The 23,114-nt window shown below is 69.0% G+C and carries 18 protein-coding genes and 1 pseudogene; 14 read left to right on the top strand and 5 right to left on the bottom strand.

Annotated features, from left to right (window positions below; all coding sequences use genetic code 11):
• The first annotated feature begins 171 nt into the window (after nt 1–171).
• The 5 genes from ACZ6S8_RS36060 (at nt 172) to ACZ6S8_RS36040 (ending at nt 5,343) form a co-directional block, all read left to right on the top strand.
• Entirely contained in the window at nt 172–1,443 is a 1,272-nt protein-coding gene (locus ACZ6S8_RS36060) for a hypothetical protein (protein WP_469462189.1), read from the top strand.
• Nucleotides 1,444–1,452: 9 nt separating this feature from the next.
• Complete coding sequence (locus tag ACZ6S8_RS36055; protein ID WP_469462188.1) at nt 1,453–1,995, top strand: GNAT family N-acetyltransferase; 543 nt, start codon at nt 1,453–1,455, stop codon at nt 1,993–1,995.
• A 271-nt stretch (nt 1,996–2,266) separates the two neighbouring features.
• Nucleotides 2,267–2,539, top strand: a complete 273-nt coding sequence (locus ACZ6S8_RS36050) for a helix-turn-helix transcriptional regulator (protein ID WP_469462187.1) — start codon at nt 2,267–2,269, stop codon at nt 2,537–2,539.
• 483 nt (nt 2,540–3,022) lie between these two features.
• Nucleotides 3,023–3,535: a hypothetical protein gene (locus ACZ6S8_RS36045; protein WP_469462185.1), complete on the top strand. Its 513-nt coding sequence runs from the start codon at nt 3,023–3,025 to the stop codon at nt 3,533–3,535.
• Between the two features lie 50 nt (nt 3,536–3,585).
• Entirely contained in the window at nt 3,586–5,343 is a 1,758-nt protein-coding gene (locus ACZ6S8_RS36040; protein WP_469462184.1) for a hypothetical protein, read from the top strand.
• Nucleotides 5,344–6,334: 991 nt separating this feature from the next.
• Here the strand turns inward: ACZ6S8_RS36040 and ACZ6S8_RS36035 are convergent.
• A complete protein-coding gene (locus tag ACZ6S8_RS36035; RefSeq protein WP_469462183.1) occupies nt 6,335–9,964 on the bottom strand; it encodes a protein kinase domain-containing protein in 3,630 nt (1,209 codons plus the stop codon).
• A 26-nt stretch (nt 9,965–9,990) separates the two neighbouring features.
• On the opposite strand from ACZ6S8_RS36035, the gene ACZ6S8_RS36030 reads away from it, so the two are divergent.
• The 3 genes and pseudogenes from ACZ6S8_RS36030 to ACZ6S8_RS36020 all read left to right on the top strand — a co-directional run bounded on the left by ACZ6S8_RS36030 (nt 9,991) and on the right by ACZ6S8_RS36020 (nt 12,645).
• Nucleotides 9,991–10,641 (top strand): DUF7019 family protein, encoded by a 651-nt coding sequence (locus ACZ6S8_RS36030; protein ID WP_469462182.1) that lies wholly within the window; start codon nt 9,991–9,993, stop codon nt 10,639–10,641.
• Nucleotides 10,642–10,755: 114 nt separating this feature from the next.
• A pseudogene (locus ACZ6S8_RS36025) lies at nt 10,756–11,045 on the top strand (transposase family protein); the annotation flags it as partial.
• Nucleotides 11,046–12,258: 1,213 nt separating this feature from the next.
• Nucleotides 12,259–12,645: a DUF732 domain-containing protein gene (locus ACZ6S8_RS36020; RefSeq protein ID WP_469462207.1), complete on the top strand. Its 387-nt coding sequence runs from the start codon at nt 12,259–12,261 to the stop codon at nt 12,643–12,645.
• Between the two features lie 616 nt (nt 12,646–13,261).
• Here the strand turns inward: ACZ6S8_RS36020 and ACZ6S8_RS36015 are convergent.
• Complete coding sequence (locus tag ACZ6S8_RS36015; protein WP_469462179.1) at nt 13,262–13,729, bottom strand: transposase; 468 nt, start codon at nt 13,727–13,729, stop codon at nt 13,262–13,264.
• A 146-nt stretch (nt 13,730–13,875) separates the two neighbouring features.
• On the opposite strand from ACZ6S8_RS36015, the gene ACZ6S8_RS36010 reads away from it, so the two are divergent.
• On the top strand, nt 13,876–14,205 hold the full coding sequence (locus ACZ6S8_RS36010) for a nucleoside triphosphate pyrophosphohydrolase (protein WP_469462178.1): 330 nt from the start codon (nt 13,876–13,878) through the stop codon (nt 14,203–14,205).
• A gap of 24 nt (nt 14,206–14,229) precedes the next feature.
• Here ACZ6S8_RS36010 and ACZ6S8_RS36005 read toward each other — a convergent pair whose 3' ends face one another.
• Nucleotides 14,230–15,582: an endonuclease/exonuclease/phosphatase family protein gene (locus ACZ6S8_RS36005; RefSeq protein WP_469462176.1), complete on the bottom strand. Its 1,353-nt coding sequence runs from the start codon at nt 15,580–15,582 to the stop codon at nt 14,230–14,232.
• Nucleotides 15,583–15,610: 28 nt separating this feature from the next.
• Nucleotides 15,611–16,648 (bottom strand): LysR family transcriptional regulator, encoded by a 1,038-nt coding sequence (locus tag ACZ6S8_RS36000; RefSeq protein WP_469462174.1) that lies wholly within the window; start codon nt 16,646–16,648, stop codon nt 15,611–15,613.
• A gap of 238 nt (nt 16,649–16,886) precedes the next feature.
• Between ACZ6S8_RS36000 and ACZ6S8_RS35995 the strand changes: the two genes are divergently transcribed.
• The 4 genes from ACZ6S8_RS35995 to ACZ6S8_RS35980 are packed head-to-tail and all read left to right on the top strand — an operon-like array spanning nt 16,887 to nt 20,183.
• Complete coding sequence (locus tag ACZ6S8_RS35995; RefSeq protein ID WP_469462173.1) at nt 16,887–17,432, top strand: dCTP deaminase; 546 nt, start codon at nt 16,887–16,889, stop codon at nt 17,430–17,432.
• Between the two features lie 5 nt (nt 17,433–17,437).
• A complete protein-coding gene (locus ACZ6S8_RS35990) occupies nt 17,438–18,064 on the top strand; it encodes a hypothetical protein (RefSeq protein ID WP_469462172.1) in 627 nt (208 codons plus the stop codon).
• 20 nt (nt 18,065–18,084) lie between these two features.
• Nucleotides 18,085–19,023 carry a hypothetical protein gene (locus ACZ6S8_RS35985; RefSeq protein ID WP_469462206.1) on the top strand — a complete coding sequence of 313 codons (939 nt, stop codon included), beginning with the start codon at nt 18,085–18,087 and terminating at the stop codon, nt 19,021–19,023.
• Nucleotides 19,020–20,183 carry a cysteine desulfurase family protein gene (locus tag ACZ6S8_RS35980; RefSeq protein ID WP_469462170.1) on the top strand — a complete coding sequence of 388 codons (1,164 nt, stop codon included), beginning with the start codon at nt 19,020–19,022 and terminating at the stop codon, nt 20,181–20,183. Before ACZ6S8_RS35985 ends, ACZ6S8_RS35980 begins: the two co-directional genes overlap by 4 nt.
• Before the next feature lie 58 nt (nt 20,184–20,241).
• On the opposite strand, the gene ACZ6S8_RS35975 is transcribed toward ACZ6S8_RS35980, so the two are convergent.
• A complete protein-coding gene (locus ACZ6S8_RS35975) occupies nt 20,242–20,802 on the bottom strand; it encodes an NUDIX hydrolase (protein WP_469462168.1) in 561 nt (186 codons plus the stop codon).
• A 360-nt stretch (nt 20,803–21,162) separates the two neighbouring features.
• Between ACZ6S8_RS35975 and ACZ6S8_RS35970 the strand changes: the two genes are divergently transcribed.
• A complete protein-coding gene (locus ACZ6S8_RS35970) occupies nt 21,163–23,052 on the top strand; it encodes an ATP-binding cassette domain-containing protein (RefSeq protein ID WP_469462167.1) in 1,890 nt (629 codons plus the stop codon).
• Nucleotides 23,053–23,114 lie beyond the last annotated feature (62 nt).

Here is a 23,114-nt window from a genome sequence, read left to right as displayed (position 1 = left end):
CTGGACCAGTCCCGGACATGAGGCGGACCGCTACCGGACCAGAGCCTTTGCTCTGCTGACTCGGCGTCGCTTACGACTGACACTGAGGGCGCAGAGCACGATTTCGTGACTCGGGGAGGACCGGTGGCCGGCAGCGCCAGTCAGGGAGATCCACGGACGAGACTGGAGTACTTGTTGCGGCAGATGCCGCGCACGTACGACGAGATCGTCGGGGACTTCGAGGATCTCGCTACGCGGCTGGGGGAGAGCGTCACGCTCAGCACCCGGCATCTGCGTCGGCTGGCCAGCGGGGAGCGGGAGAGCACCACCCCAGTCACGCGCCGTGTTCTGCAAAACATGTTCGGCATGCCGCTGGAAGAGCTTCTCGCGCCCTGGACGGGTGCTTTACCAGCGGTTGACGAGCCCACGGGGCTGATCCTGGTGACAGGACGGCCCACTGCGGACAGGGAGCTGATCGAGATGGCTGCAAAGCGAGCCAGGAGCTTCGCCTTCACGGCGGGTCAGACCGACCTCACGGCCGACGTGATGGAGCAGGTGCATGCGGACGTCCAGAATCTGGCGACGGACTATCCGCAGCGGTCGCTGTCGGAACTGCTGCCGGACCTCATCACGACCCAGGACACGATTTACACGCTGCTGGAACAGCAGCGGCGCCCCGCTCAGGCCCGGGACCTGTACTTCCTCGCCGGAGTCACCGGCGGCCTGCTCGCGAAGGCGTCCCACGACCTCGCCGACCCGCATGCCGCGCTCACTCAGGCTCGGACCGCGTTCGTGTGCGCGGACCAGGCGGACCACAACGGGCTGCGGTCCTGGATCCGCGGGATCCAGTCGTTGGTCTCGTACTGGGCCGGCCGGACTCGGGAGTCAGTGCGCTACGCCCAATCCGGCGCGGAATTCGCGGCGGTCAACACGGCGAGCGTGTGGCTGCCGATGAACGAGGCGAGGGCCCATGCAGCGCTCGGCAACGCGAACGCAGCCCGCGCCGCGATCGAACGTGCGGAGCGCGCCTGGGACCTCGTCCAGGAGGACGAGGTCGACGAACTCGGCGGTCTCTGCCTCTTCGGCAGGACCCGGCAGATCTACTACGCGGCCGAGGCCCTGTCATGGCTGCCCTCGCAGAGCAGCCTGGCGAACGACTACGCGACCCGCGCAGTCACGGCCTACGAGGACAGCACCTCTCCCGAATGGGCCTTCGGCGACCAGGCCGGGGCTCGCAGCGCGCTCGCCATCACGCGGATTCAGATGGGCGAGCTGGAAGGTGCCACCGAGGCAGTGGCGCCGGTTCTCAGCCTCGCTCCCGAGCAGCGCATTAACGGGATCGTCAATGCGACCCAGCGCGTGCACCGCGCTCTGCGCGATTCTCCGCTCGCCGAGGATGCGTCGAGTCTGCAGGAACAGATCGAGTCGTTCACCCGTACCCAGCTCAAGTCCCTGCCCCGCTAGGAGCCTCCGTTGTCGTACCCGATCCACCTCGTCGGCGACCAGGTCGCGCTCCGGGAGTTCTCTCCGGGTGATGTCAACGACGTCCTGGCCATCATTGGCGACGATCAGGTCACCAGCTGGCTGTCCTTCGACAGCCGCTCCAGGGCCGAGGCCGTCGCCATGGTCGAAGGCGCGGTGGCCCGGGCCCAGGTGAAACCCCGTACCGAGTACTACTTGGCTGTGACGCCTAAGGGCGAGAACCGCGTCGTGGGCTTCGCTCGGATCGCGTTCGCCGGCGCCCGGGCCGGCAAGTTGGGCTACGCGGTCGCCGCGCAAGAGTGGGGCCGCGGGTACGCCACGGATGCCGCTCATTGCCTGACCTCATACGCATTCGCCGAGCTCGGACTGCACCGCGTCAGCGCAGCCATCGGTCCGTCGAACCTGGCCTCGATCGCCCTCGTCGAGAAACTTGGTTTCCAGAAGGAGGGCGTCCTTCGCGACCACGTGCACACGAACGGGGGCTGGCGGGACAGCGTGTTGTACTCCGTGCTGGAGCACGAATGGCGCCCGTAGCTACCGTCCCGAAGCTGCCTGAGACCCGGAGTACGCCTGTTCCCCTGCCACAGCTTCGGATCGGAGTACGTCGATACAACAGCCGCGAATTTGTTCGGATTTCGGGGCGCGAAGGGCCTCTACCTGGGCGTTCCCACGTCAGGAGCGGAGCGGTTGTCAGGGGGAGCGAGCCGTGATTGGTGTCTCGTGCGGCAACACGCTGCTCCTCGGTACCCAAGATCACCGATGTCGTGTATCTTTTTACCGATCATTCTCAACGGTGGAGGTTCCGATGTCTGATCCGCTGAGGCGAATCGACGCCCTGGTGGAGGAGGACAACTCCCTCCCCACGCTCCAAGTTCGGCAGCAGCTTCGGCTTGCCGCCGGCCTCACCCAGGCCGAAGTCGCTGAGGCCATCGGCGTCAAGCGGCTGGCTGTCGCACGGTGGGAGGCGGGGGCCACGCAGCCGCACCGAGAGAATCGCCGCGCGTACGCACATCTCCTTCGGAGACTGGCCGCAAAGTATCCGGACGCCGCCATCGAGGGAGCGCCCCGTGAGCCATAACTTCGCGGTCCCGGTCGATTTCGGGGTCGACGCCGCCGCCTTCGTTATCGAGGAGGTCGGGATGACTTAGGTCATCGGCCGCGCGCGCCAAGCGGACTAACCTCCCGCTGGCCTCGCGCGGCCCGTCTCCGACCGGGCATAACCCGAGTCGGTCGCTCAGATCCCAGTTAGAGCTGGGCCCTGAGCCGCGGCCTATCAAGCCGCCCATCTACACCTGGCCCCTTATCAGGGCCATTCACACAGCACCACCGGCCACTAACCACGGCCACCACAGCCAGATCAGCAACTCGCATCAGCCGCGGTGCCCCCACCACAGGGGCCACGCGGTTCAGCAACACCGGGAGGGACGGAGAGATCTCCCCCACCCGATCGGCGCCCGCCCTCTTCTCACGAAGGGGGCGGCCCTGACACATCCAAGGAAGGTCGGTCCAGCCCAAGGGGCTCTGGCCCGTCCAGCGATATGGAAGGCAGGTCGTTCTCATAGTGCCTGAAGTGATGCCCGCCTGTCAGCTTGACCTTGTCCGTTTCACCCCGTTTCAGGCCCGGCGATTGTTCCGTGTGACGGGATCGGCGTACGGTTCCTCCCGCTTTTTGCTGTTTGCACAGGAAGAGGCTCTTCCGGTAGGAAGCTACAAGAGCAGCGGTTTCGGGATGGTCTCGCCGGGCCAGGTCGTGGCGTCGGTCGCCCGGCTCGTGCAGCCGCTCGCGAAGGTCATCCACAACTGGGCTGGCGGGAGCGTCCGCGAGGGCGGCTTCCCCTGTGGCGGGACGGGTTCCAAGATTTCTACCCGCCGTGCGGGAGCGCCGGGGGGCATCGGCACTCGCCGGCCTCTGTCCCCAGGCCGCCCGGTGCAGGGTCGGCTGATGGATCACGAAACAGCTCCAGACGGAGGTGTCCGCTTTGGCGTCTACACCTGCCCGATGGCTACTCAGACGGTGTTCGACAGTTCGGCTTTTGCGGTGTTCACCGCTCCTTTCGGGGCGGTGGGCCGGTGAGCGGCGTGGCTGTCCCGGCCGCTGCTTTGATCCCCGCTCAGCGGTCGTCCATGTCGTCTGTGGCGGCCAATGCTGTCCAGACGGTGCGTCGGCAGCGGGTGCGGGTGCCGATGCGGCTGGTGTCGTCGGCGTTCTATGCGGACGTCGCGCTGTCGGTGTACGTGAAGGTGAAGGCGCTGGCGGCGCGTCCGGAGGGCTGCACGGCGAGGTCGGCGACGATCGCCTCGTATCTGGGGTTGTCGGTGGCGTCGGTGGAGCGGGGGATGACACAGCTGTCCCGTCGCGGGCCGGACGGGGTCGTGGAGCTGCGGTCGCACCGTCGGACCCTGTCGGGCGGCAAGGGTGAGTCTGCGCTGCGGTCGGTGCGGCCGATGACGCGGACGGAGGGATTCGTGTGGCTGCCGGTGGCTGTTTCGGAGGACCTCACGCCGAGGCAGTTACGGGCGTACGCGGTGATCGCGTTCGCTGAGCAGATGGGCATCGCGCTGACCGAGCAGGAGCTGGCGGGATACCTGCGCCACCACTCGGGGAAGAAGGCCGGCCTGCCCATCACGGCGGCGGCGGCCGGTGAGGTCGTCGACGGAGTAGAGGCGGCGCGATGGGTGACGGTGCAGCGGCGCGCCGGCTTGCAGGGCCGTCACCGCTACATCGCCCACGAACTCGCCCCCAGAGCCGTCGTGAACGTCGGCGAGCCGGTCGCGGACTCGGCGCCGGAGGAGGCTCGGGAGGGCACGGAGCAGCCTATGGAAGGTGTGGCTGCCGGGGCGGCATGTCCGTTGGTTGGTGAGGGATCGGGTGTGCGGGTTGGTGAGGGATCCCTCGCGAATAAGGAATCACCTAGGACTGACTCACCTGATGACGAGGGTGCACTCATCTCACCCGCCGTAGGCGAGGTACGGGTAGTTGAGGGCGCTGAGGTTGTGGAAAACCCGGCTGACGCGCAGGCGCGTCCGGAAAGCGAGGGTGGTGTCGCGCTGCGCGCGGGTGAGATCAGCCAGCCCTCCTCGAAGCCGAACGGCGCAAAGCGCAGCAGCAGGAGCACGGGGTCGTCCCGGCCGTCGTACACCGGACCTCAGCTGGCCATGAGCGCTGAAATCTACGCCGTGTTGCAGCCAGTCCACGTGCTGCTGAGGCGTGTAACCCACGACTTCGTCGTCCGGCAGATCGCCCGTGAGGTGGGCAGGCAGCTGCGCGAGGGCACCGCTCGCGACCGCCTACAGCATCGGCTGACGACCCGTCTGGCCAAGGTGGGACTGTCCGAGATCCGTGACCCGAGCCGGTGGCTGCTCGGGGTGGCCCTGCCCCACTGGGGCTGCGGCTACCAGGACTGCGAGGCCGGAATCATCTGGCGGACCGGCGCCGCCTGCGAGCTGTGCGCCGAGACCCTCCAGGACCGGTACGCCGCCCGCCAGCGCAAGCAGCGCCTGGAGCAGGGCCTGTGCCCCCAGCACGGCATTCGACCCGGCCCGTCCGGGCACTGCTCCGACTGCGAACTGGAGACCGTCATCCGGCGCCCGACGCAGGCCCCAATGGCCCGGCAGCCCACCTGCCCACAGCGCTCCTCGTGCGGCGGGTGCGGATGCGTGATCTTCCTGACTGGCCGGGCCGTCGACACCCGTCTGTGCAGACTCTGCCGCGAGGAGGCCGACGCCCTGACCGCCCTCGAGCCCACAGCTCCCGCTGCACCGTCGCAGCCGGGAACGTGCTCCGGCCTCGACAACAACACGCCCTGCACCCGCAGGGCCCTGCCAACCCGCGGCGTCTGCCTCACCCACCGCTCCCGCGAGCTCGCTGGGGAGGTGACGTGATGAGCCAGACTCCCCCGCCGAGCCGTTTGGACCTGGCCCGCGTCGCACTGCAGGCGGCCCGAGAAGCCAGGAAGTGTGAGGGTGCCGTGGTGACGTCGGCGGCGTGGCAACAGTTATGCCGGCTCGGACCGGACCTCGGGGGAACGGGGCTTCCCCGGCGTCACCTGGTCCGGGTCGAAGTTGGTGCCGGCCGAGCGGCTTGTGCCCGCGGCTGCTACACGGCCGATGGTAGGCAAGTCCCGCGCCTGCGGGGATGGACCCAAGACCTCGCCGTGCGTGGGTCAGCTGCTGACTGACATCATCAATCTGCTCCCCCTCCTCACTGCACGCACCGAACTCGCCTCACCGGGTGCCTCTTTCACCCGTCTCAGAACGGCCGCAGCGCGGGTCCATCCCACAGGCGCATGGAGCGGGCGGTGACGTCGCTCGGTCTCACGGTCGGCGTGGGTCCATCCCCGCAGGCGCGCGGAGCAGTGGCCGTCGCGCGGCTCGTCTACCGATTACGGGGGTCCATCCCCGCAGGCCGCGGGGAGCAGGGAGAAGGCGCCGTCCAGCACGTCACCAAGCAGGGTCCATCCCCGCAGGGGCGGGGAGCAGCGGAGCAGCGCAGCATTTGCACGGCCCCGTGCTCGACGTCGGGTCCATCCCCGCAGGCGCGGGGAGCAGGGCCTCGCGCGACCCGTCTCGCTCAGGTCCCAGGGTCCATCCCCGCAGGCGCGGGGAGCAGCAACGTCTGACCCACTCCCCAGCCGGGGAGCGGCTGCTCCCCGCGCACGCCGGGATGGTCCCTTGGCGGCGGCGGTGGCGGCGTCGTTGCGCTGCCGCTGGATGAGCGTGGACTTCACCCTGCCAGCGTCGTCCTGACGGAGCCTCGCCGGACGTGGCGGCCCTGCGTCGGGCGGCCGCCCGGCGCAGGGGCGGGCCCGGTGAACACCATCGGCAGAGCCGTTGGCTATGTGGCTCAATCGCGGGGCCTGGTTGGTCGCTCCTGTTACCACCGGCGGCGGGTCTGGTGCCGGTCCAGTCTCTGGCGAACGCTGTCCGGGCGGAGCCAGCCCAGGCCAGCTCGCTGGAGGCGTGTGAGCAACTCCTCGAAGGTCTCGCTGTCGTGGTGCTGGTCCAAGTAGGGCTGTGCGCGTTCGTCCCAGTCGGTTGGTTCCCGCACAGCCAGTTCCCAGTCGATTTCCCAGACCCGGAGTGTTCCGTCCCAGCTGAGCGAGACCGCGCGGGTGCTGTCCTCGCAGACGCGCACCCGTTGCAGCGCAGTGTGCCCTTCCAGGACATGGACGCATTGACCGGTGGTGACGTCCCAGATGCGGACTGCCTCGTCCATACCTGCTGAGAAGGCGAACCGGCCGTCAGCGGTGAGGTCGACGCTGAGCACGGGACTGGTGTGGCCGACCATGAGTCGCAGGCACCTTCCGGTGGCCAGGTCCCAGTATCGGACTGACGCGTCCCAACCTCCGGTTACTGCGAAGTGGCCGTCGGCGCTCACCTGTACGGTGTCGACACGGTCAGCGGAGTCCTTGAGGCGGCGGTAGCGCCGGCGGTTACCTGTCCAGAAGATGACGCCCGAGTACTGCAGGGCGGCCATGACAACGCGGCTGTCCGCGCTCACACTGACCGCGTTGACCTGTTCCAGCACGCGTTGGGGCGGGCCCTCGGTGTAGCGCTCGATGCGGGTCGGCCCGCGGAACGTGCGCAGTTCACGGCCCTCAGCAAGATCCCACAGACGGAGCACCCCGTCGCCGTGTTCGACCAGAGCAGTGCGGCCCGCGCGATCGATGGCGACCGACACGCGGCTTGAGCAGGGTTTGCCCAGGTCGCGTACCCGGGCGTCGGCCCGCAGGTCCCACAGCCGGATGTTGCGGGAGGCATCACCCACGACCGCGTAAGCCGCGTCGACTGTCATGGCGAGGACGCTGACGTTGTCACCGCTACTGGGGGGCGAGGTGTAGGTCTGGGCGGCCCGGCCGGTGTCGAGGTCCCACAGGATCATGGTGTGCTCGGGCGTGGTGGACAGGGCGCGCCGCCCGTCCCCGCTTACCGCGATGTCCGGATTCCAGAGGCTGGTCTCTCCCGGGAGGGTGATGGTCCTGGCCGGCCAGATGGCCTTGAGGCCGACTCGCTCGGCGCCGGCCATAAGTTGGCGCCATGCAGATACGACGGAGGCGTCCCGTTCATGGCCCGGAAGGGTGCGGGCTTCGGACAGGCTGGTCAGGGCCTGAGCGAGATCCCCTTCGGCGACTGCGGATTCGCTGGCTGCGAGAAGGGTTCGCAGCCGGTCATCGAGCTGCTGCACACGGGTGTGCGATCGGGGGCGGCAGATGCGCAGCGGCGCTTGGTAGCCCCTCGGCAGCCCCCAGGACCTGACAGTGTCGTTGTTACTGACTGAGTGTGCCCGTCGCCCACCCAGGTCGATCCGGACGGGCATACACAAAGCCTCGTTGGCGAACAGCAGCCGGGCACGTTCGTCACGGTGGCCGTCGAAGGTTCGCAGACAGCGGCCGTCCGTCGTGTCCCACAGTCGCATCTCGCCGTCGGGGTGAGCGGTCAGTACCAGTTCGTCGTGCAGCCAGAGCTCCTCGACCGCGCCGCCCAGCACATGCCGGCACTCTCCGGTGTCCAGGTCCCACACGCGCAGGGCGTCGTGCCCGCCGGTGACAGCCGTGCGGGCGTTGTTGTCGATTCCTACCGCGTTCAACCGGTCGAGACCGGTGAGGATCCGCTCGTATCGTCCAGCGCGTAGGTCCCATACCTGGAGAGTGCGATCGTCCCCTCCGGAGGCGAGGAGCGATCCGTCGGCGGAAAACGCGAGCGAGTGGACAGCGTCGGAGTGCCCTGTGAGTTCGTACAAGAGCTCACCTGAGGCGACGTCCCACACCAGCACCCGGCTCCTCCAGGAATCTGGGGTGGCGGCGGCCGCGCCCGCCAGCAGCGAGTTGCCCGGACCGAACCGGAGCGCAGTCATGCGTCCCTGGTGCTCCATCAGCACGCGGTCGCGGCGCCCGCTTTCGACATTCCACACCCGCACGGCGGTCTGCGTCCCCCAGGCGGCGAGTCGCCCGTCGTCGCCGAGATCCAGAGCCGTGACAACCTCCCTGGCTTCTATGACCTGGGGGTCCTGGGAGGGCAGGTGGAAGACGTGCAGCGGGAATCGGTCGGGCGGCCGACCGTACCCGAACAGGTAGGTTCGGATGTTGCGCGGAACCGAGGCACGGATCACGCGGGCGGTCATGGCACCCCGGCCGTCGGTGCTGATGGCGGCGGCCGTGGCCCGCTCCTCGCGGTACTCCTCCCGCGTCCGCGCACCCCTGCGGGTCAGGACGTGTTCCTCCAGACAGTCTCCGAGTTCCCCTGCCTCAGCCCGCCTCAGGACCTCACTCACCTCCGGTCCGCCGCCGGCGGCAGCGGCCGCCTCCCGCAGGAGGGGAAGCGCGGCGTCCAGGTCGCCCCGCTCCAGGTGGAGTTGGCCCAGCAGGTAGGCGCCCTCCCAGCGGTCGGGGGCTCCGGCGCGGGCGACGGACATGGTCGCCACCGCCGTCTCGTCGCTGATCTCGGCGCGGCGCCAGCGCAGGGTGAGTGAGTTGAACGTGGCTTCGAGGTGAGAAGGATCGATTCCCAGCGCCTCCTGCAGGGTCCGCTCGGCATGCGTGTCGTCACCGAGGTCGAGTCGGGACAAGGCGTAATTGTTCAGCTCATCAGCGCGCAGGGCAGCCTCGGCAGGTGCCATTCTTGGATACGGACCGACTGTCTGTTCGTAGAGGTCGCGCAGCTCCTCGGCGATCTCGGCCATAGTGCCGGGGCGCTGCGACGGCTCCTGGTGCAGGCAGCGCTTCAAGAGCCGGGTAAGGCGTTCCGGCATGACGGCAGCGTGGTGCTCGGCCAGCGCCATGGGCGCGTTGGGTTCACCCCAGGTGGTCGCTCCGGTGAACGTCTCCAGGATGGTCACCGCGTAGCTCCACACATCGGTGCGACGGCCCAGCGGTCGGCCCGCCACCTGCTCCGGGGACGCGTACGCGGGGGTGTAGCCCCCCGCGGTGACCGAGATGCTGACGCCCCCGCGACCGTGCCCTTCGGTGGCGCCCTCCTCGACTGCCAAGATCGCCCGGGACTTTGACAGGCCGAAGTCGGTCACTTTGGCCGTGCCGTCGGCATCGAGCAGGACGTTGGCCGGTTTGACGTCCTGGTGCACGACGCCGCGTCGGTGCGCGTGCTCTAGCCCCCACGCCACTTGGATCGCCAGATCCAACCGGAAGCCGAGCGCCTCCTGCGGCGCCATGCCGCGCAGTCGGCCGTGGTCCAGCAGGTCGCGCAGGCTGCCGCCAGCGGCGTACTCGGCGAAGATCCGCGGAATGCCGTCGACCGTGCGCACGTAGAAGCAACTGCACAGGTGGGGGTGCAGGCCCAGGGAGATCCACGTCTTGGCCTCGGCCACGAACTGCTCCCGGCCGGCCGGGTGCCGGAACAGGGCTGGCCGCGGGCTCTTAACGGCCAAGTCGATGTCCCAGTCCAGGTGCCGTACCCGGTAGACCAGGCCCATCCCCCCATGCGCATGCACGCGGGTCACCCGGTAAAGGCCCTCGACCTCGTCACCGATCCGCCAAGTCGCCCCCGTCACCCTGCGAACTCTAGTAGCATCACAGAGTGTCATTCCACTATTACTTATACATCAGTGACAGCAAAATCGACATGCTACTGCCGCAGATCGACCCGGCCTACACCACCAAACGCGGATCCGAAGTCGGGGTGAGCCTGTCGGTGCTGTCGTTCAAGAAGACTGCCGAGCAGCCCGGGCACAACCGCACCGCCCGGCTGGAGCGAGTCCTGCGGCACCTGCAGGACCACGGCGACATCGGTTCCATCGATCATCCGGGGCAATTCTTCGGGGGACTGCTCCCGGTGCAGTGGGGCCGCTTTCCCGGAGCCGCCTCGATGGTGTTCGCAGGCGGCCGCACAGACCAGACGATGATCGCGCTCGGGGGGTCAGGCCGGCACCTCCTCGGAGCTGTACCGAACATCGACCAAGCCGACCCCGCGTGGTCGCACCTACCTCCCCTGCTCGACGGACTTGCCTCCGACTTGGAAGACGAGATCCTCGTGGAGGCCGCCGAACAGCCCGGCGACCACCTCGACCGCGGGGACCAGACCGCGTTGGCCACCGTCCGTCAGGCAGTCGAGAGGCTCAACGGGCCGGCCCAGAACGTCGAATTTGTCGCCAAACGCCTCCTGCACGGCACATTGGAGGGCCAACCGGTACTCCTCGGCTCGCCCTTGTACCTCGCCCTCATCGACTGAGCCGTCCAACCTCATGGCGGCACCGCGGCGTCGGTGGGCGCGCTGTACGTAACAACGAAGCTCCTGGTAGACCGATTCTCAACCAAGGTCGCCCGCGTCCGCCACCAGCTGTGCGTGCTTGTCTACCCGTCGTCGATCCATCTATCCAGTCGCACACTAGGGTTCCTGACCGGGCAACTGGCTGCTCGGCAGCGAGAGATCGGCACGCAATGGCGACGTCTGCCCGTCAGCCGTCAGGCCCAGCTCGCTCTGGCCCATCTGCGACGCGGTGATACTTACGCCCAGCTCGCTGCGGGGTTCGGCATCGGCATCGCGACCGCCCGGCGCTGCACGAAGCGATCGAGGTACTGGCCGCCATGGCACCGACCCTGGCCGATGTGATGACGAAGGCACACACGAAAGCACCACTGCGGCGCGAACCGGATCACCGACTTCGTCAAGACCGTCGTCGCCCTTCACCACGCCTCAACGTTAGGTTGGAAAATGCTCAGTGTGGGCTTCGTCATGTGCAGGACCGGAGAATGCGACTCGATGAGCTGCCTGTATGCGACCCAGGCCGAAACAGCAGCCCGGCTGTAAAGCGACACGACTTGCGGGGGACGCGGCCTCTGCGGAAACAAACTTATTGACCAGCTTGCGCATGTCCCCGAGCGCGTTCGGCGTGATGATGGGGGTGGCTGGGGCCAGCAGCCTGGCCGGGGCGCTCCTCGCCCCGCGCATAGCGTCCCGTATCGGCATCGGACCGACGATCGGCTTCGCTGTCAGTCCGCTGGCCCAAGAACCCCCTCCTGCTCACCGGACCCGGCCCTACCTGGCAGATCGTCCTCACGGCGGCCCTGGCCGCACCGCGCGGGCGCGGGCGGAGGCCGAGCGCCGGCGCGAGGAGGAGGACCGCCGGCTCCTCGACTCACGGCAACGAAACGAGGACTCCCTGCTGGGGTCCCGCCTCGACGAGGAGGAGGAAGCGGCCGGCATCGTGGCGGCTGAGCGACGCGGAGGAACGCCGCTTGCGGCTCCAGCAGATCACCCGGCGCATGGTCCGCCGGGTCCTTGCCGTCGCCGAGCGCAAGCGCCGGGCCGCGGGCACGGCGCCCCCGCTGCACGTGTCGATCCCGCAGCAGCCCACCGACAGCACCCGGCACGCCCAGCCGTGCGCCTGCCCGGCTCCGCGCCTGCACGCCTTATTCCCCGAGGGGCCCGAGGCGGTCGAGCCGTGCGAGGAAACCACCCCGGCGTCAGCGTTCCTGACCGCCCGGTGCAATAGCTGCGGCGGCCGGTACGACGGCCCATGGCGCAGGATCCCGGCTGGCCTTGCGGGGCGGTAGTCGGCCGGGTCCGGCACCTGTGCGTCACCGCTTGCTCCAGGGCCCTGTCTCCACGAACTCGGCAAGGACGATTCTGGTCACCGGGTTCTCGTGGCAGTGGCCATCGTGCAGCCGCCCTGGGATTTGAATGGTCAGTAGCGCCTGCAGGGGCTTCGCTACCGATCGCGAGCCTCGCGCGTCACGGATCAGTCACAGCCCACCCATCCCGGTCCCAGCGCCGACACCATAACGTGATGCGCACACACCACACCCTCATCTTCCTCGCAGCCGCAGGCCTCCTCGCCCTCACCGGCTGCTCGAGGCCGTCACCAGCGAACCCAAGCCCGACGACAAGGCCGCCGCCTCGCCGTCCGCATCGCAGTCGAGCATCGCCCCCGAGGCGGCCAGCTCCGCAGCCGCAGCCGCCGGCATCCCGCCCAGCCCGGCCCCCGCGCAGCGCGCCATCTACCTCGCCGCGCTCAACAAGATCGACCCCGAGATCGTCAACGGCAAGGACGACAAGGCCATCAGCCGCGGGCTGAGCCAGTGCCAGTCCATGAAGGACGAGAAGGACCCGACCAAGCGTGTCGAGTCCACGAACCGGCGTTTCATTGGCCCCAACCATCCGGACGGCTTCGGCCCCACCAAGGCCGCCTTCATCCTCGCCGCCGTACAGACCAACCTCTGCCCTACGTACTGACGGAGCCCCGCCCCCTCGCTGAGTCTGGCGTCCGCCCTGTCCGCCCGCCTGCGCTTCTGGCGCTACGCGAGGGAGGCGGCGCGCCGGATCTCCGCCCCCTGGCGGTCGAGGACGTGCTGGCGGATGGTGAGATCCTTGCGTCGGAGGGCCGGGCAGCGAGAGAGGGCCGCCGTCTCTAGCGGAAGCGGCGGCCCGGTGGGCGGCACCAGGCACGACCGTCGTGACCCTAACGGGTGAGGCGGGGGCCACGATGGCCGCGTCCCGCGTGGATCCGGATATCGCGTACGCGGTGGAGCGGCAGATCGCCGTGATGCGCGAGCTCGGCCAGCGGTCGTGTGCAAGAAGCTCGCCAGCGAGCAGCCGACGCTGTTTCACAGCGCCGTCCCCACACGGCGCCGCGAATTCGCTGCCACTGTGCGGCCCTGCGCCGGGCCAGAGCCGAACGTTCAGGGTCCGGGGCCACGTTCACCCTTCCGCAGGGCGGTCCGCTCCGGTCCACGGCGTGACTGGCGGCGAGGATGCGTCGTGCATCAGCTTTGACCGCCGCGGGATCACGCGGGCCTGGCGCGTACGGCGGTGGGGCGGGTCTTGAGTGGATGGTCCGCCCCACCTGTTGTCACGCTGGTGGGACCAGCATCTGTTCGGTGCCGAGGCTGTTGGTGCGGGTGCCTCGGTACACGGTGGTTTCGGCGTCGCTCCAGCGGATGACGAGGTCGTTGGTGAGGCCGTCACCGGTGTAGTTGCCGGTGGTCATGACGACGCTGTGGGTCCAGGTTTTGTTGGGGCGGACGATCGTGGAGTCGACCGCGACCCAGTCGAGGTCGCCTTCGGCGTCAGCCTGCGCGAGTAGAGTGGTGAAGACCTTCTCCCAGGTCCCGTCCGTGGCCCACTTCCGCAGCCGGTTGCGGGCTCCCCTCCACGACCCGAAGTGCTCGGGCAGGTCCATCCACGGTGTCCCGGTCCGGTACTTGAACGCGATCGCGTCGATCACCTGCCGGTAATCACGCCACCGCCCACCCCGCTTCGATGTCCGCTCCGGCAGCAACGGCTCAATCCGCGCCCACTGCGCGTCAGCCAACGACACACATCAACCCACGATCAGATGATCCGAAGGAAACGCCCTAAACCGCTTCGGGTGGGATTTCTGGTTCTGATGGCGCCGGATGTGACCCCATCTCTAGGCTCGAACAACAAGAGGGTCCGGCTGTCTGGCTGGCCCAGGACGATCTGGTGCAGGAGAACTACGTGCTCTACGGCAAGCTGGTACGGGACCGAATTCCTCAGATCATCCGCGCAGACGGATTCGAGCCGGAGGTCTACGTGGCCGACCCGGCCGAATACCGCCGGCGCCTCCGCGAGAAGCTCAAGGAAGAAGTCGCGGAATACATGGAGGCGGATGAGACCGACGCCCCCGAGGAGCTCGCGGACGTCCTGGAAGTCGTCTCCGCCCTCGCCGCTGACCTCGGCGTGGATCCCGCTCAGCTGGAGAAGCTCCGGGCGTCCAAGGCCGAGCAGCGGGGCGGATTCGCGGAACGCATCGTCTGGACCGGCAACCGCTGACTTACGGCGCCGGTCCGGCGCCCCTTACAGTTCGGGCTTGGCCAGTACGACGTGGCTGACCCCGGGCAGCTGCAGCGCGGCCGTCCCGGCCGCAGGTACGAGGCCGGCGTGACGGGCGAGCGTGGTGGTCTCCACCACGCTGATGCCGCGTTGGAACGTCCCCTTGCCCTCGCTCGACCAGTAGCCGTCGTGGTGGGCCGTCCAGCTCCCGCCGGCAGCGGCCTTCGCGATCTCCTCTGGGGAACGGGTGACGACCACCAGGTGCCCGCCGGGCCGGACGAACGCGGCCGCGTCCTGCAGCGCGCGGATGCGCGCCCCTGGGTCGGGCAGCACGTTGAGGACGAACATCTGGGTCACCAGGTCGTATCCCTCCCTGCCCGGGCGGGGCCATCCGAACCCCTCGTGCGGGTCGTAGCCGTCCGCGTCGAGCCCGGCAGCCCGGTAGTGGGCGACGTCGGCCCCGCGGCCGCAGCCGTGATCGAGCACGGTACGGACACCAAGCGGGCCGGTCAGGTGAGCGGTGACCTCACGGGCCGCCGGTGAGGGTGATTGGCGGCTCATCGCGGTCTTGTGCGGTTGGTACGCGCGAGCGCCCCCGCCTGCGCCGGCTGGCTGCTCGCCCGTCAAGTCGCTGATCGAGAAAAGGACATCGTCCGGCTCGGCGGTCTCCAGGGTGAGCGGGAGGTCGAGCAGGAGCGCGGAGTGGTCGGTGAATGCCTCAGGGCCCGTCCGGACCTCGTGACGGGCGGAGACCGGTACTCCGGCGGCGAGGTGGTCACTCAGCAGGGCCAGGTCGCATCGGAATCGGCTGAGCTTGCCGGTGAAGATCCGCTCGAACGTGAACGCGGCCTCCGCTTCCCCGCCTGGGCTGGTGGTGTCGACGAGCCATCCGCTCTGGAGCAGGTTCTCAAGCGCCTTCCGCTCGGTGTCCGCAGTGAACCCGCTGATCTCCCCGTCGTACAGCCCGTCCTCGGGCCTCGGCGCCAGGTTGAAGTCGCCGCAGATCAGCAGGGGCCGCCCGCCTTCGGCCGCGACCAGCGTCGCGAGTTCGTCGAGCTGCGTGGTGCGCGCTGCGCTGGTGTAGGCGTCGAGGTGAACCTGCAGGACGGTGAGCCAGCCCAGCTCGATCCGCTGCGCCCACGTGGCCGGGGCGGAGACGGCTGGGGTGGCGATATCCTCACGGACCCAGGCGGCGAGGTGCCCGCCCCCGCCTGCAAAGACGTACCCGGGCAGCAGCGGCGGGCGCCTGTCGGCCGGTTTGTACGGCTCCTGCGCGACGATGACGCCGACCTCGTGGGTACGTAGCCACGCGGCGAACTTGGACCTGGCGCCGTCCGCACCGAGCCGCTTGTTGAGGTTGATCGAGGCGAGCAGCATCAGGAGTGCCCTTCGGCGGACGGGGTGGTCACAGCGGGATCGGCCGGCCGGAGGCGGCTTCCTCGCGGAAGGCCTCCCACAGCATGTTCAGCGGGTGTGAGGCGTCGTAGGTGTCTCGCTCGCCCTTGCGCGCGAAGACGCCGGAGACGAGTTGGAGCATGGGGTCGAAGTCGTCGGCGAACTCGACCAGGCGGAAGCCCTCACCGCCGGGCAGCCGGCCCGCGACGGCGGCCTCGCCGATGGAGCGGGCGCAGAGCATGCAGCCGCGGGTCATCTCGGAGCGCAGCAGTGCCAGTCCGTAATAGATGTCGTCGATCTCCGCGACGACCTGTAGGTGGGTGCGGAAGTCGGGGCCGTACCAGCGTTCGACGAAGTCGGCGATCACGCCTCGGGAGGGGATGACCAGCGGCAGGTTCCGCAGCCGCTCGACGCCGACCTGCCGGGCGGGCAGTTCCCGGACCGTCAGGTTGGTCAGCAGGGCCAGGCCCTCACGGTGCCATTCCAGGAAGTCGTACTCGGGGGCGAGCGGACCGTCGCCGACCGTGGCGGCCAGCCCCCCGCACAGCAGGTCCACCTGGTTGGAGTCCAGGCGCTGGCGGAAGTCCCGGGTTCGGACGTGGACGACCCGGAGCTCCACTTCCCGCGCCATCAGCTCGGGCTCAACCCGCTCCCACACTCGGGCCAGGAACGGCAACGTGAACTCCGTGGTCCCCACGGTCAGGGTGGAGCCGAGCCGGCGCCGGGAGTTCGCGATGCCCTGGAGCCAGGCCGAGAACGTGGACCGTATCCGGTCTACGAGCTCGAGCCCTGTCGGGGTGAACAGGAGATCACGGCCGCGGCCCTGCTTGACGACCACCAGTTCGCCGGTCAGGGCCTGGAAGTTGCGGTTGAGGATGTCGAGCTGCTTCTGCACGCTCGACTGCTCCCGCCCCAGCAGGCGGGCCGCCGCGAGGGCCGTGCCCTCCTCGTGGACGACGACGAGCGTGCGCATCTGGTCCCATGTCAGGTCCAGCAGGTCCGGTGAGCAGGCCAGCAGATCACCCCGGAACCCCTCGGGACCTGGCACTTTGAGCGGGCCCGGTGGTAACAACGGCAAGCGCTTCCCCTCCCCTGGGTGCTACTCCACCAGCTTGCACTGTCCGAGCGGCCAGGAGTAGTGGACTTCACCGCATTTCACGTCAGGAAAACCTTTAAATGTTCGGGTGGACATGGAGACATGGCGAGCTATCCACGGGAACATTTCCTCAGTCGCCTTCGTTCTGGCGACGGTCACCACACCGATGCCTGAATTCCGGGGGTGAGTCATGCTTTCAGCCGCGTCCATTGAGGACTTCATCAGCAGCGGCGCCGTGACGTGGAACGGCGAACTGCGCGGGGACGGCCTGCTCTTGAAGCTCGGCGGGCCAATCCAGCCGCTCGTCTCGCCGGACACGGTCGTCGACCTGGCCAACCAGGCCAGCATCGACACCCTGTACGGGCCGCAGATCACCGACTGGACTACGTATGAACTGGCGCCGGGCCAGATGATCCTGGCCCCGACGTCCGAGCCGGTCTCCCTCGGCCCGGACGTCACGGGGATGATCGGCGGCCTGAGTCACCTGGCCCGTGTCGGCCTGGCCGTCCACGTCACCAGCCCGTTTGTCATGCCGGGTTGGGCCGGCCACCTGACCCTCGAACTCGTCAACCAGAGTCCGGCCACCGTGCGCCTGCACCACGACATGCCGCTGGCCCGCCTCGTACTTCAGCTCCGCGGCGGCGGCCACTCAGCGGCCGCCCACCCGTACTACGGCGAGTCCAACGCCCTGCAGAGCCGCTACGCCGACGAGCTCGCCGGCCTGAACCAGAGGTGATCCTGATGGATGACTGCCAGTTCTGCACCGAGTTCACCGAGCGCGCGCCCAAGACCCGCGTCATCACCGAGACCACCGACGGCTGGGTCCTGCTGCCCACCGTTGGCTGCATCACCGAGGGCTACACCCTCTTCATGCCGCTGGAGCACCTCGACGCCGCCGCGGACGTCGCCCCCGACGACCTCCCGCAGGTCGCGGCCAACCTGGAGTCGATGCGGGCCCTGATCCAGGACGGCTACGGGCCCACCATCGTCGCGGAGCACGGGCCGCGGAACTGCGAGCTCGGTGCGTCCTGCTGCAGCCACGCCCACCTCCACCTCATCCCCGTGCCTGACCCGGACGGCATCCTGGCCGCGTACGAGAAGGTGGGCGGCCAGGGCCGTCGTCTGTCCTCGCTCGTCGACCTGCCGGCAGCCGCCGAGACCTCATACCTCTACCTCTCGCTCCGTCCGGACGAGCACTACTACTGGCCGGCCGACGGCCGCTTCGCCCGCCAGTTCGTCCGCCGCGTCGTCGCCGACGCGTACGGCATCGGAGAGCAGTACGACTGGCGCGACCACCCCTTCACCGAGACCCGCAACAGGACCTACGACACCATCACCGCGGCCATCCAGGCCACCGCGACCGCCTGACGAAGGAGGACACCGTGGCGATGCCCTTGCCCCGGCCGCTGCACAGCCTGAGCGTCGAGGAACTCACGGCGGCCGCGAAGAACCGGCGTTGGCCAAAGTGGCAGACCATGGCCCTGCTGCACTCCCTGGACCTCCCCACGCTCAACGCGTCCTTCTTACGGCCCGGCCAGAGCGCCGCCGAGATACGCGCCGCCGCCCACGCGCTCGCCAGCGCCGTCGGTACCGAGCGGCTGATGATCCGCTCCGACGGCGGCGTCGAGAAGAAGCAGTACTACCGCGGGGGCAACACCTTCCCCATCGGCGAGATCGCGCAGCGCGCACAGCCCCTGCTCGCCGACGGGCGCGCGGTCATACTGGCCGGCCCAACCAACCGCTTCACCAACCGCCTCACCGTCATGGCGCGCATGGACCGTCCGGGACCCGGCGTCCGCGGCACCTTCACCCTTGAAGGCCTCGGCCCCGGCTACGACGTCGCCGACATGACCCGCGGCGAACTCCCCCCGCAGATCACCGCACAGCTCGACGACGTCGACTGGGACAACTTCGCCAAGCCCCGCTGGAACGAGTGGACGTTCACCGGCGACCGCTGCCCCGGCGGCGAAGACGCCCGCCGCCGCCGGCGCCTGGAGCGCCTTGCCGCCCAGACCCTGGCCGACGGCGGCCAACTCGCCGGAGACCGCCGGCCCGAGCACGCCGAGGCCTGGCTCCGCGAACGCGGATACCTCGAGCTCTTCCGGACCCAGGACCCGCGCCCGGCCATGATGCGGCGCGCGCCCAAACTCTTCGAGGACGCCTTCATACTCGCGCGGGCCCAGCCGAACCGGAACTGGCGGTGCCTGGCCACAGCGTTCTCCGTCTTCGCCGAGCCCCGCACCGTGTACTGGGACCTCGTCGACGGCGAACGCAAGTACGCCGCGGCCGCGCCGGCCGCCGCCCGGGCCAAGAAGGAGGCAGCGTGACCAGCCAGCCGATCTACCTCGACCACCAGGCCACCACCCCGCTCGACCCCCGCGCTCTTGACGCGATGATGCCGTACCTCACCACCGCGTACGGCAACCCCAACAGCGTGCACTCGCACGGGAGGGAGGCGGCCAAGGCCGTGGCCACCGCCCGCCGCCGCGTCGCCCACCTCATCGGCGCGAAGAACCCCGTGGAGGTCGTCTTCACCTCCGGCGCCACCGAGGCCAACCACCTCGCCATCGTTGGCGGCGCGCTCACCAAACGCGCCCACGGCGGCCACATCGTCACCACCGCCATCGAGCACAAGGCCGTCCTCGCCGCCATCCAGCGCCTCGTCGACCACCACGGCTACACGTCCACCCGGGTGGGCGTCGACAAGCACGGGCGCGTCCACCCCGACGACATCGCCGCCGTCCTCACCCCGAACACCGTGCTCGTCTCCGTCATGCACGCGAACAACGAGATCGGCACCCTCCAGCGGATCGCCGCCATCGCCGAGCGCACCGCCCACCGCGGGATCCTCCTGCACACCGATGCCGCTCAGAGCGCCGGATACGGCCTCTTCGACGCCGACGAACTCGGCGTCGACCTCGCCTCCCTCTCCGCCCACAAGCTGTACGGCCCCAAGGGCATCGGTGCCCTCTACGTACGCGGCGGAACCCGCCTCACCGCGCAGCAGACCGGAGGCGGCCAAGAGCGCGGACTACGAGCCGGCACCCTCAATGTCCCTGGCATCGTCGGCTTCGGCGCCGCCGCCCACCTCATCACCAGCGACGGCGCCTCAACCTCCACGCAGATGCGCGCCCTGCGCGACCGCCTCCAGGACCAGCTCCTGGACGCGATCCCCGGTGCCACCGTCAACGGGCACCCCACACGCCGGCTCCCCGGCGCACTCAGCCTCACGCTCCCGGACGCCGAAGCCGCCGACCTCCTCGATCGCCTCCCCGACATCGCCGCAGCCACCGGATCCGCTTGCAACACCGGCACCAGCGACCCCTCTCATGTCCTCACCGCCATCGGCCTCACCCGGACCCAGGCACGCCGAACTCTGCGCCTCGGGATCGGCCGCACCTCCACCGTCGCCGAAGTCGACCGCGCCGCTGCGTCAATCGCACAGGCTGCCGCCAGGCACCGGCCGGTTCGTACCGGCGTCGCCTGAACAAAATTGCCGAGTCGTGTGTCGGTCGAGGCAATGTGGACTGCCCATGCGAACAGGACTACGGGTTCTCAGCAGATGCGGACACCGCCCTTCCGATCCGGGGCCCAACCAGGCGTTCTGCCAGGTCCAGCGGGTACCAGGCCGCGCCGGTCACCTCGGATTCCTGGATTCGTCCGACCTCGGCTCCCTCCGTCGCGAAGGCATAGCCGATGTCCAGGTGAGAGTGGTCTGGCTCGTCCTTCGCGGGCCTGGCCGGCACCTGGCCGAACTCGACGTATGCGGGCAGCATCGAGACCGGGAGGACCTGTCCAGGGTCGATGCCGGTCTCCTCGGCAAGCTCCCGCAGGGCCGCGCCGAGCAGCGTGGTATCGGTCGGTTCAAGATGTCCGCCTGGCTGCAATGTGAGTCCGTATGCGCGGTGCTCGATCAGCAGGACCTCTGCCCAGCCCCGTACCAGGAGCGCGCCAGCGGTCACGTGCATCGGGAAGGTCCGCCGCGAGGCAAACCCGTGGCCTTCGTCGAGAAGGCGCAGCGGTTCGGCCAGCTGTTCGGCCTCGTGCGGGTGGCGCTCCAGGTAGGCGGCGAGCACGTCCGCGATCTCGGAATCAGTGATCGCCACAGGTCTCCACCTCCCCTTCGATACGAAGGGGAGGTCGGCCGCGACTGGCCGCGCGAAGGAGGCCGCCAGGCATGTGCACAGTCAGCTCCACAGGGGTCCGTGGCGTACGGGGAGCCCCGCACTCTACAAGTGGGCCCGGCCCGATCGGCCCCAACGCGCTCGCGCCCTTGAGACCCTCGGCGATTCGGCCAACCCCCCTTAGTGGCAGAGGCGTTGCGGGGAGCGGGTCGGTGTAGCTCCCACGATCCGACAGGCGCTCCATTGCGGGGTTTCATGGCCGACCGAAACACATGTGTTCGAAAAACCAGCGGCTGTCGTTGAGCTTCCGACAGCATCCCAACGGCGATCCAGGGGGACCCGATGACCACATCCGGGCTGCACAGCGAACCGGCCGACACACCGCCCCCGCCGCCGCCGGCGGAGATCACCTACAGCGGGCAGTACTCCGTCAATCCGCTCGCCGAGGTCTCCTTCCGGCAGATGTGCGCGACGCTCCCCTCCGTCCTGGCCCGGATCTGCCGCCTGTCGTGGCAGACCGACCGGCAGGCCGTCCGGCTCCTGATCGGGTGCCAGGTCATCACGGGCGTATCGGCCGCGGTGCTGCTGGCCGCCACCGCCCGCGCGATGGGGCCCGTACTCGGCTCCGGAAGTCCCGGTGACCGTCTCCACGGCGCCTTGCCCGCGCTGCTCGTGGTCGCGCTCGCCGCCACGATGAACCGTGTCTCGGGGGCCGTGGCCACCTACGCCGAGCGGCGGATCACTCCCCGGCTGACCTCGGAGACGGACAGCGCCCTGGTCGAGGCGGTCTGCCGGGTCGAGGCCGCGGCCTATGCCGGGGACGGCTTCTCCGACCGGCAGGAGGCGGCCGAGATGGGGGTGGTCCGTACCCACGTGATGGTCACCGACGCGCAGCGGTTCATGTCCTCGCTGATCCGCCTGGTCACCGCCGGCAGCGTCCTGTCCCTGCTGAACGTGATGATGCTGCCCCTGTTGCTCCTCGCCGTGCTGCCTGCAGGTATCGGCGCCGTGCTGACCGCCCGCGTCGACTACGAGATCCACTACTCCAACATCTCCGACAGGAACGTGCGCGGGATGATGCGCTGGTGGGCCACGGCGTCCCAGTACGGCGATGAGGTCCGCGCCAACAGCATGACCGACTACCTCGTCTACTGGTACCGGGCCCTATCCGACCGGTGCGACCAGCGGAACCTGGCGGCCGCGCCCCGAACCCTGCGGATCTCCCTGCTTTCCGCGCTGGCCGGCGGCGTGTTCCTTCTGGCGACCTGGGGCGCGCTCGCCTGGCTCGCGGTGACCGGCCGGATCGAACCGGCCATCGCCGCCACGGCCGTCATCGCCGTCCAGACCGCACTCGCCGCCCTCTCCCAGGTCGTCATCAACGGCGCCGCGGTCTTCCACACCAGTCTCTACCTCACCGACATGCAGGCCTTCCTCGACGAGGCCGCCGCACGCACTCCCCAGCGCGGACCGCATGAGATCACCGGCCCGGTCGAGGAGATCCGGCTCGACGAGGTCGTCTACCAGTACCCGGGCAAGGACCGACCCGCGGTGGACGGGGTCTCCCTCACCCTGGAGCGCGGGCAGATCCTCGCGATCGTCGGAGCGAACGGCTCGGGGAAGTCGACCCTGTTGCGACTGCTCACGGGGATCTACCTGAGCGACAAGGGCAAGGTCACCTGGAACGGACGCGACCTCGCCGCCACCGCCCCGGACACCGTCTGGCGGCGCACCGGCCTGGTCCCGCAGGACTTCGCCAAGTGGCCACTGCGGGTGCGCGAGAACATCACCCTCGGACAGCCACGCACCCACGATGACGGCGCCGTGTGGGAGGCCATCGACGCGGTCGGCCTGCGCGAAGCCATTGAAGAGCTCCCCGACGGCCTGGACAGCCTCCAGGCCCGTGACATCTGGGGTGGCGTCGAGTTCTCCGGCGGGCAGTTTCAGCGCGAGGCGTGCGCTCGGGCGCTGTACCGCAAGCCCGACCTGTTGATCTTGGACGAGCCGACTTCTCAGATGGACCCTCGCGGTGAGCACCTGATCTTCGAGCAGATCAAGGCCATCGCCGCCGACCGGATCACCATCATGGTCACCCACCGCCTGGAGAACACGAAGATCGCGGACCACATCGTCGTGATGGAAGACGGCCGGATCTCCGAGCAGGGCCGCTTCGACGATCTTGTCCATGGCGGCGGGACCTTTGCGGAGCTCCTGGCACTCTCCCAGGACCGCTGACCACGTCGCCCGCCCCTGCGGCCCGCGCGAAGCGGCGGGCCGCACATCCCCGAGGGAGAAAC

Source organism: Streptomyces sp. NPDC048461 (assembly GCF_055587105.1).
Note: the sequence above shows the minus strand (reverse complement) of the source record. Positions and strands in the feature narration are given on the sequence as shown.

Coding starts and splice junctions, on each gene's coding strand:
- ACZ6S8_RS36050 (WP_469462187.1), top strand. CDS start 2,267: ATGTCTGATCCGCTGAGGCGAATCGACGCCCTGGTGGAGGAGGACAAC.
- ACZ6S8_RS36040 (WP_469462184.1), top strand. CDS start 3,586: ATGTCGTCTGTGGCGGCCAATGCTGTCCAGACGGTGCGTCGGCAGCGG.
- ACZ6S8_RS36005 (WP_469462176.1), bottom strand. CDS start 15,582: ATGCTGCTCGCCTCGATCAACCTCAACAAGCGGCTCGGTGCGGACGGC.
- ACZ6S8_RS35995 (WP_469462173.1), top strand. CDS start 16,887: ATGCTTTCAGCCGCGTCCATTGAGGACTTCATCAGCAGCGGCGCCGTG.
- ACZ6S8_RS35990 (WP_469462172.1), top strand. CDS start 17,438: ATGGATGACTGCCAGTTCTGCACCGAGTTCACCGAGCGCGCGCCCAAG.
- ACZ6S8_RS35985 (WP_469462206.1), top strand. CDS start 18,085: ATGCCCTTGCCCCGGCCGCTGCACAGCCTGAGCGTCGAGGAACTCACG.
- ACZ6S8_RS35970 (WP_469462167.1), top strand. CDS start 21,163: ATGACCACATCCGGGCTGCACAGCGAACCGGCCGACACACCGCCCCCG.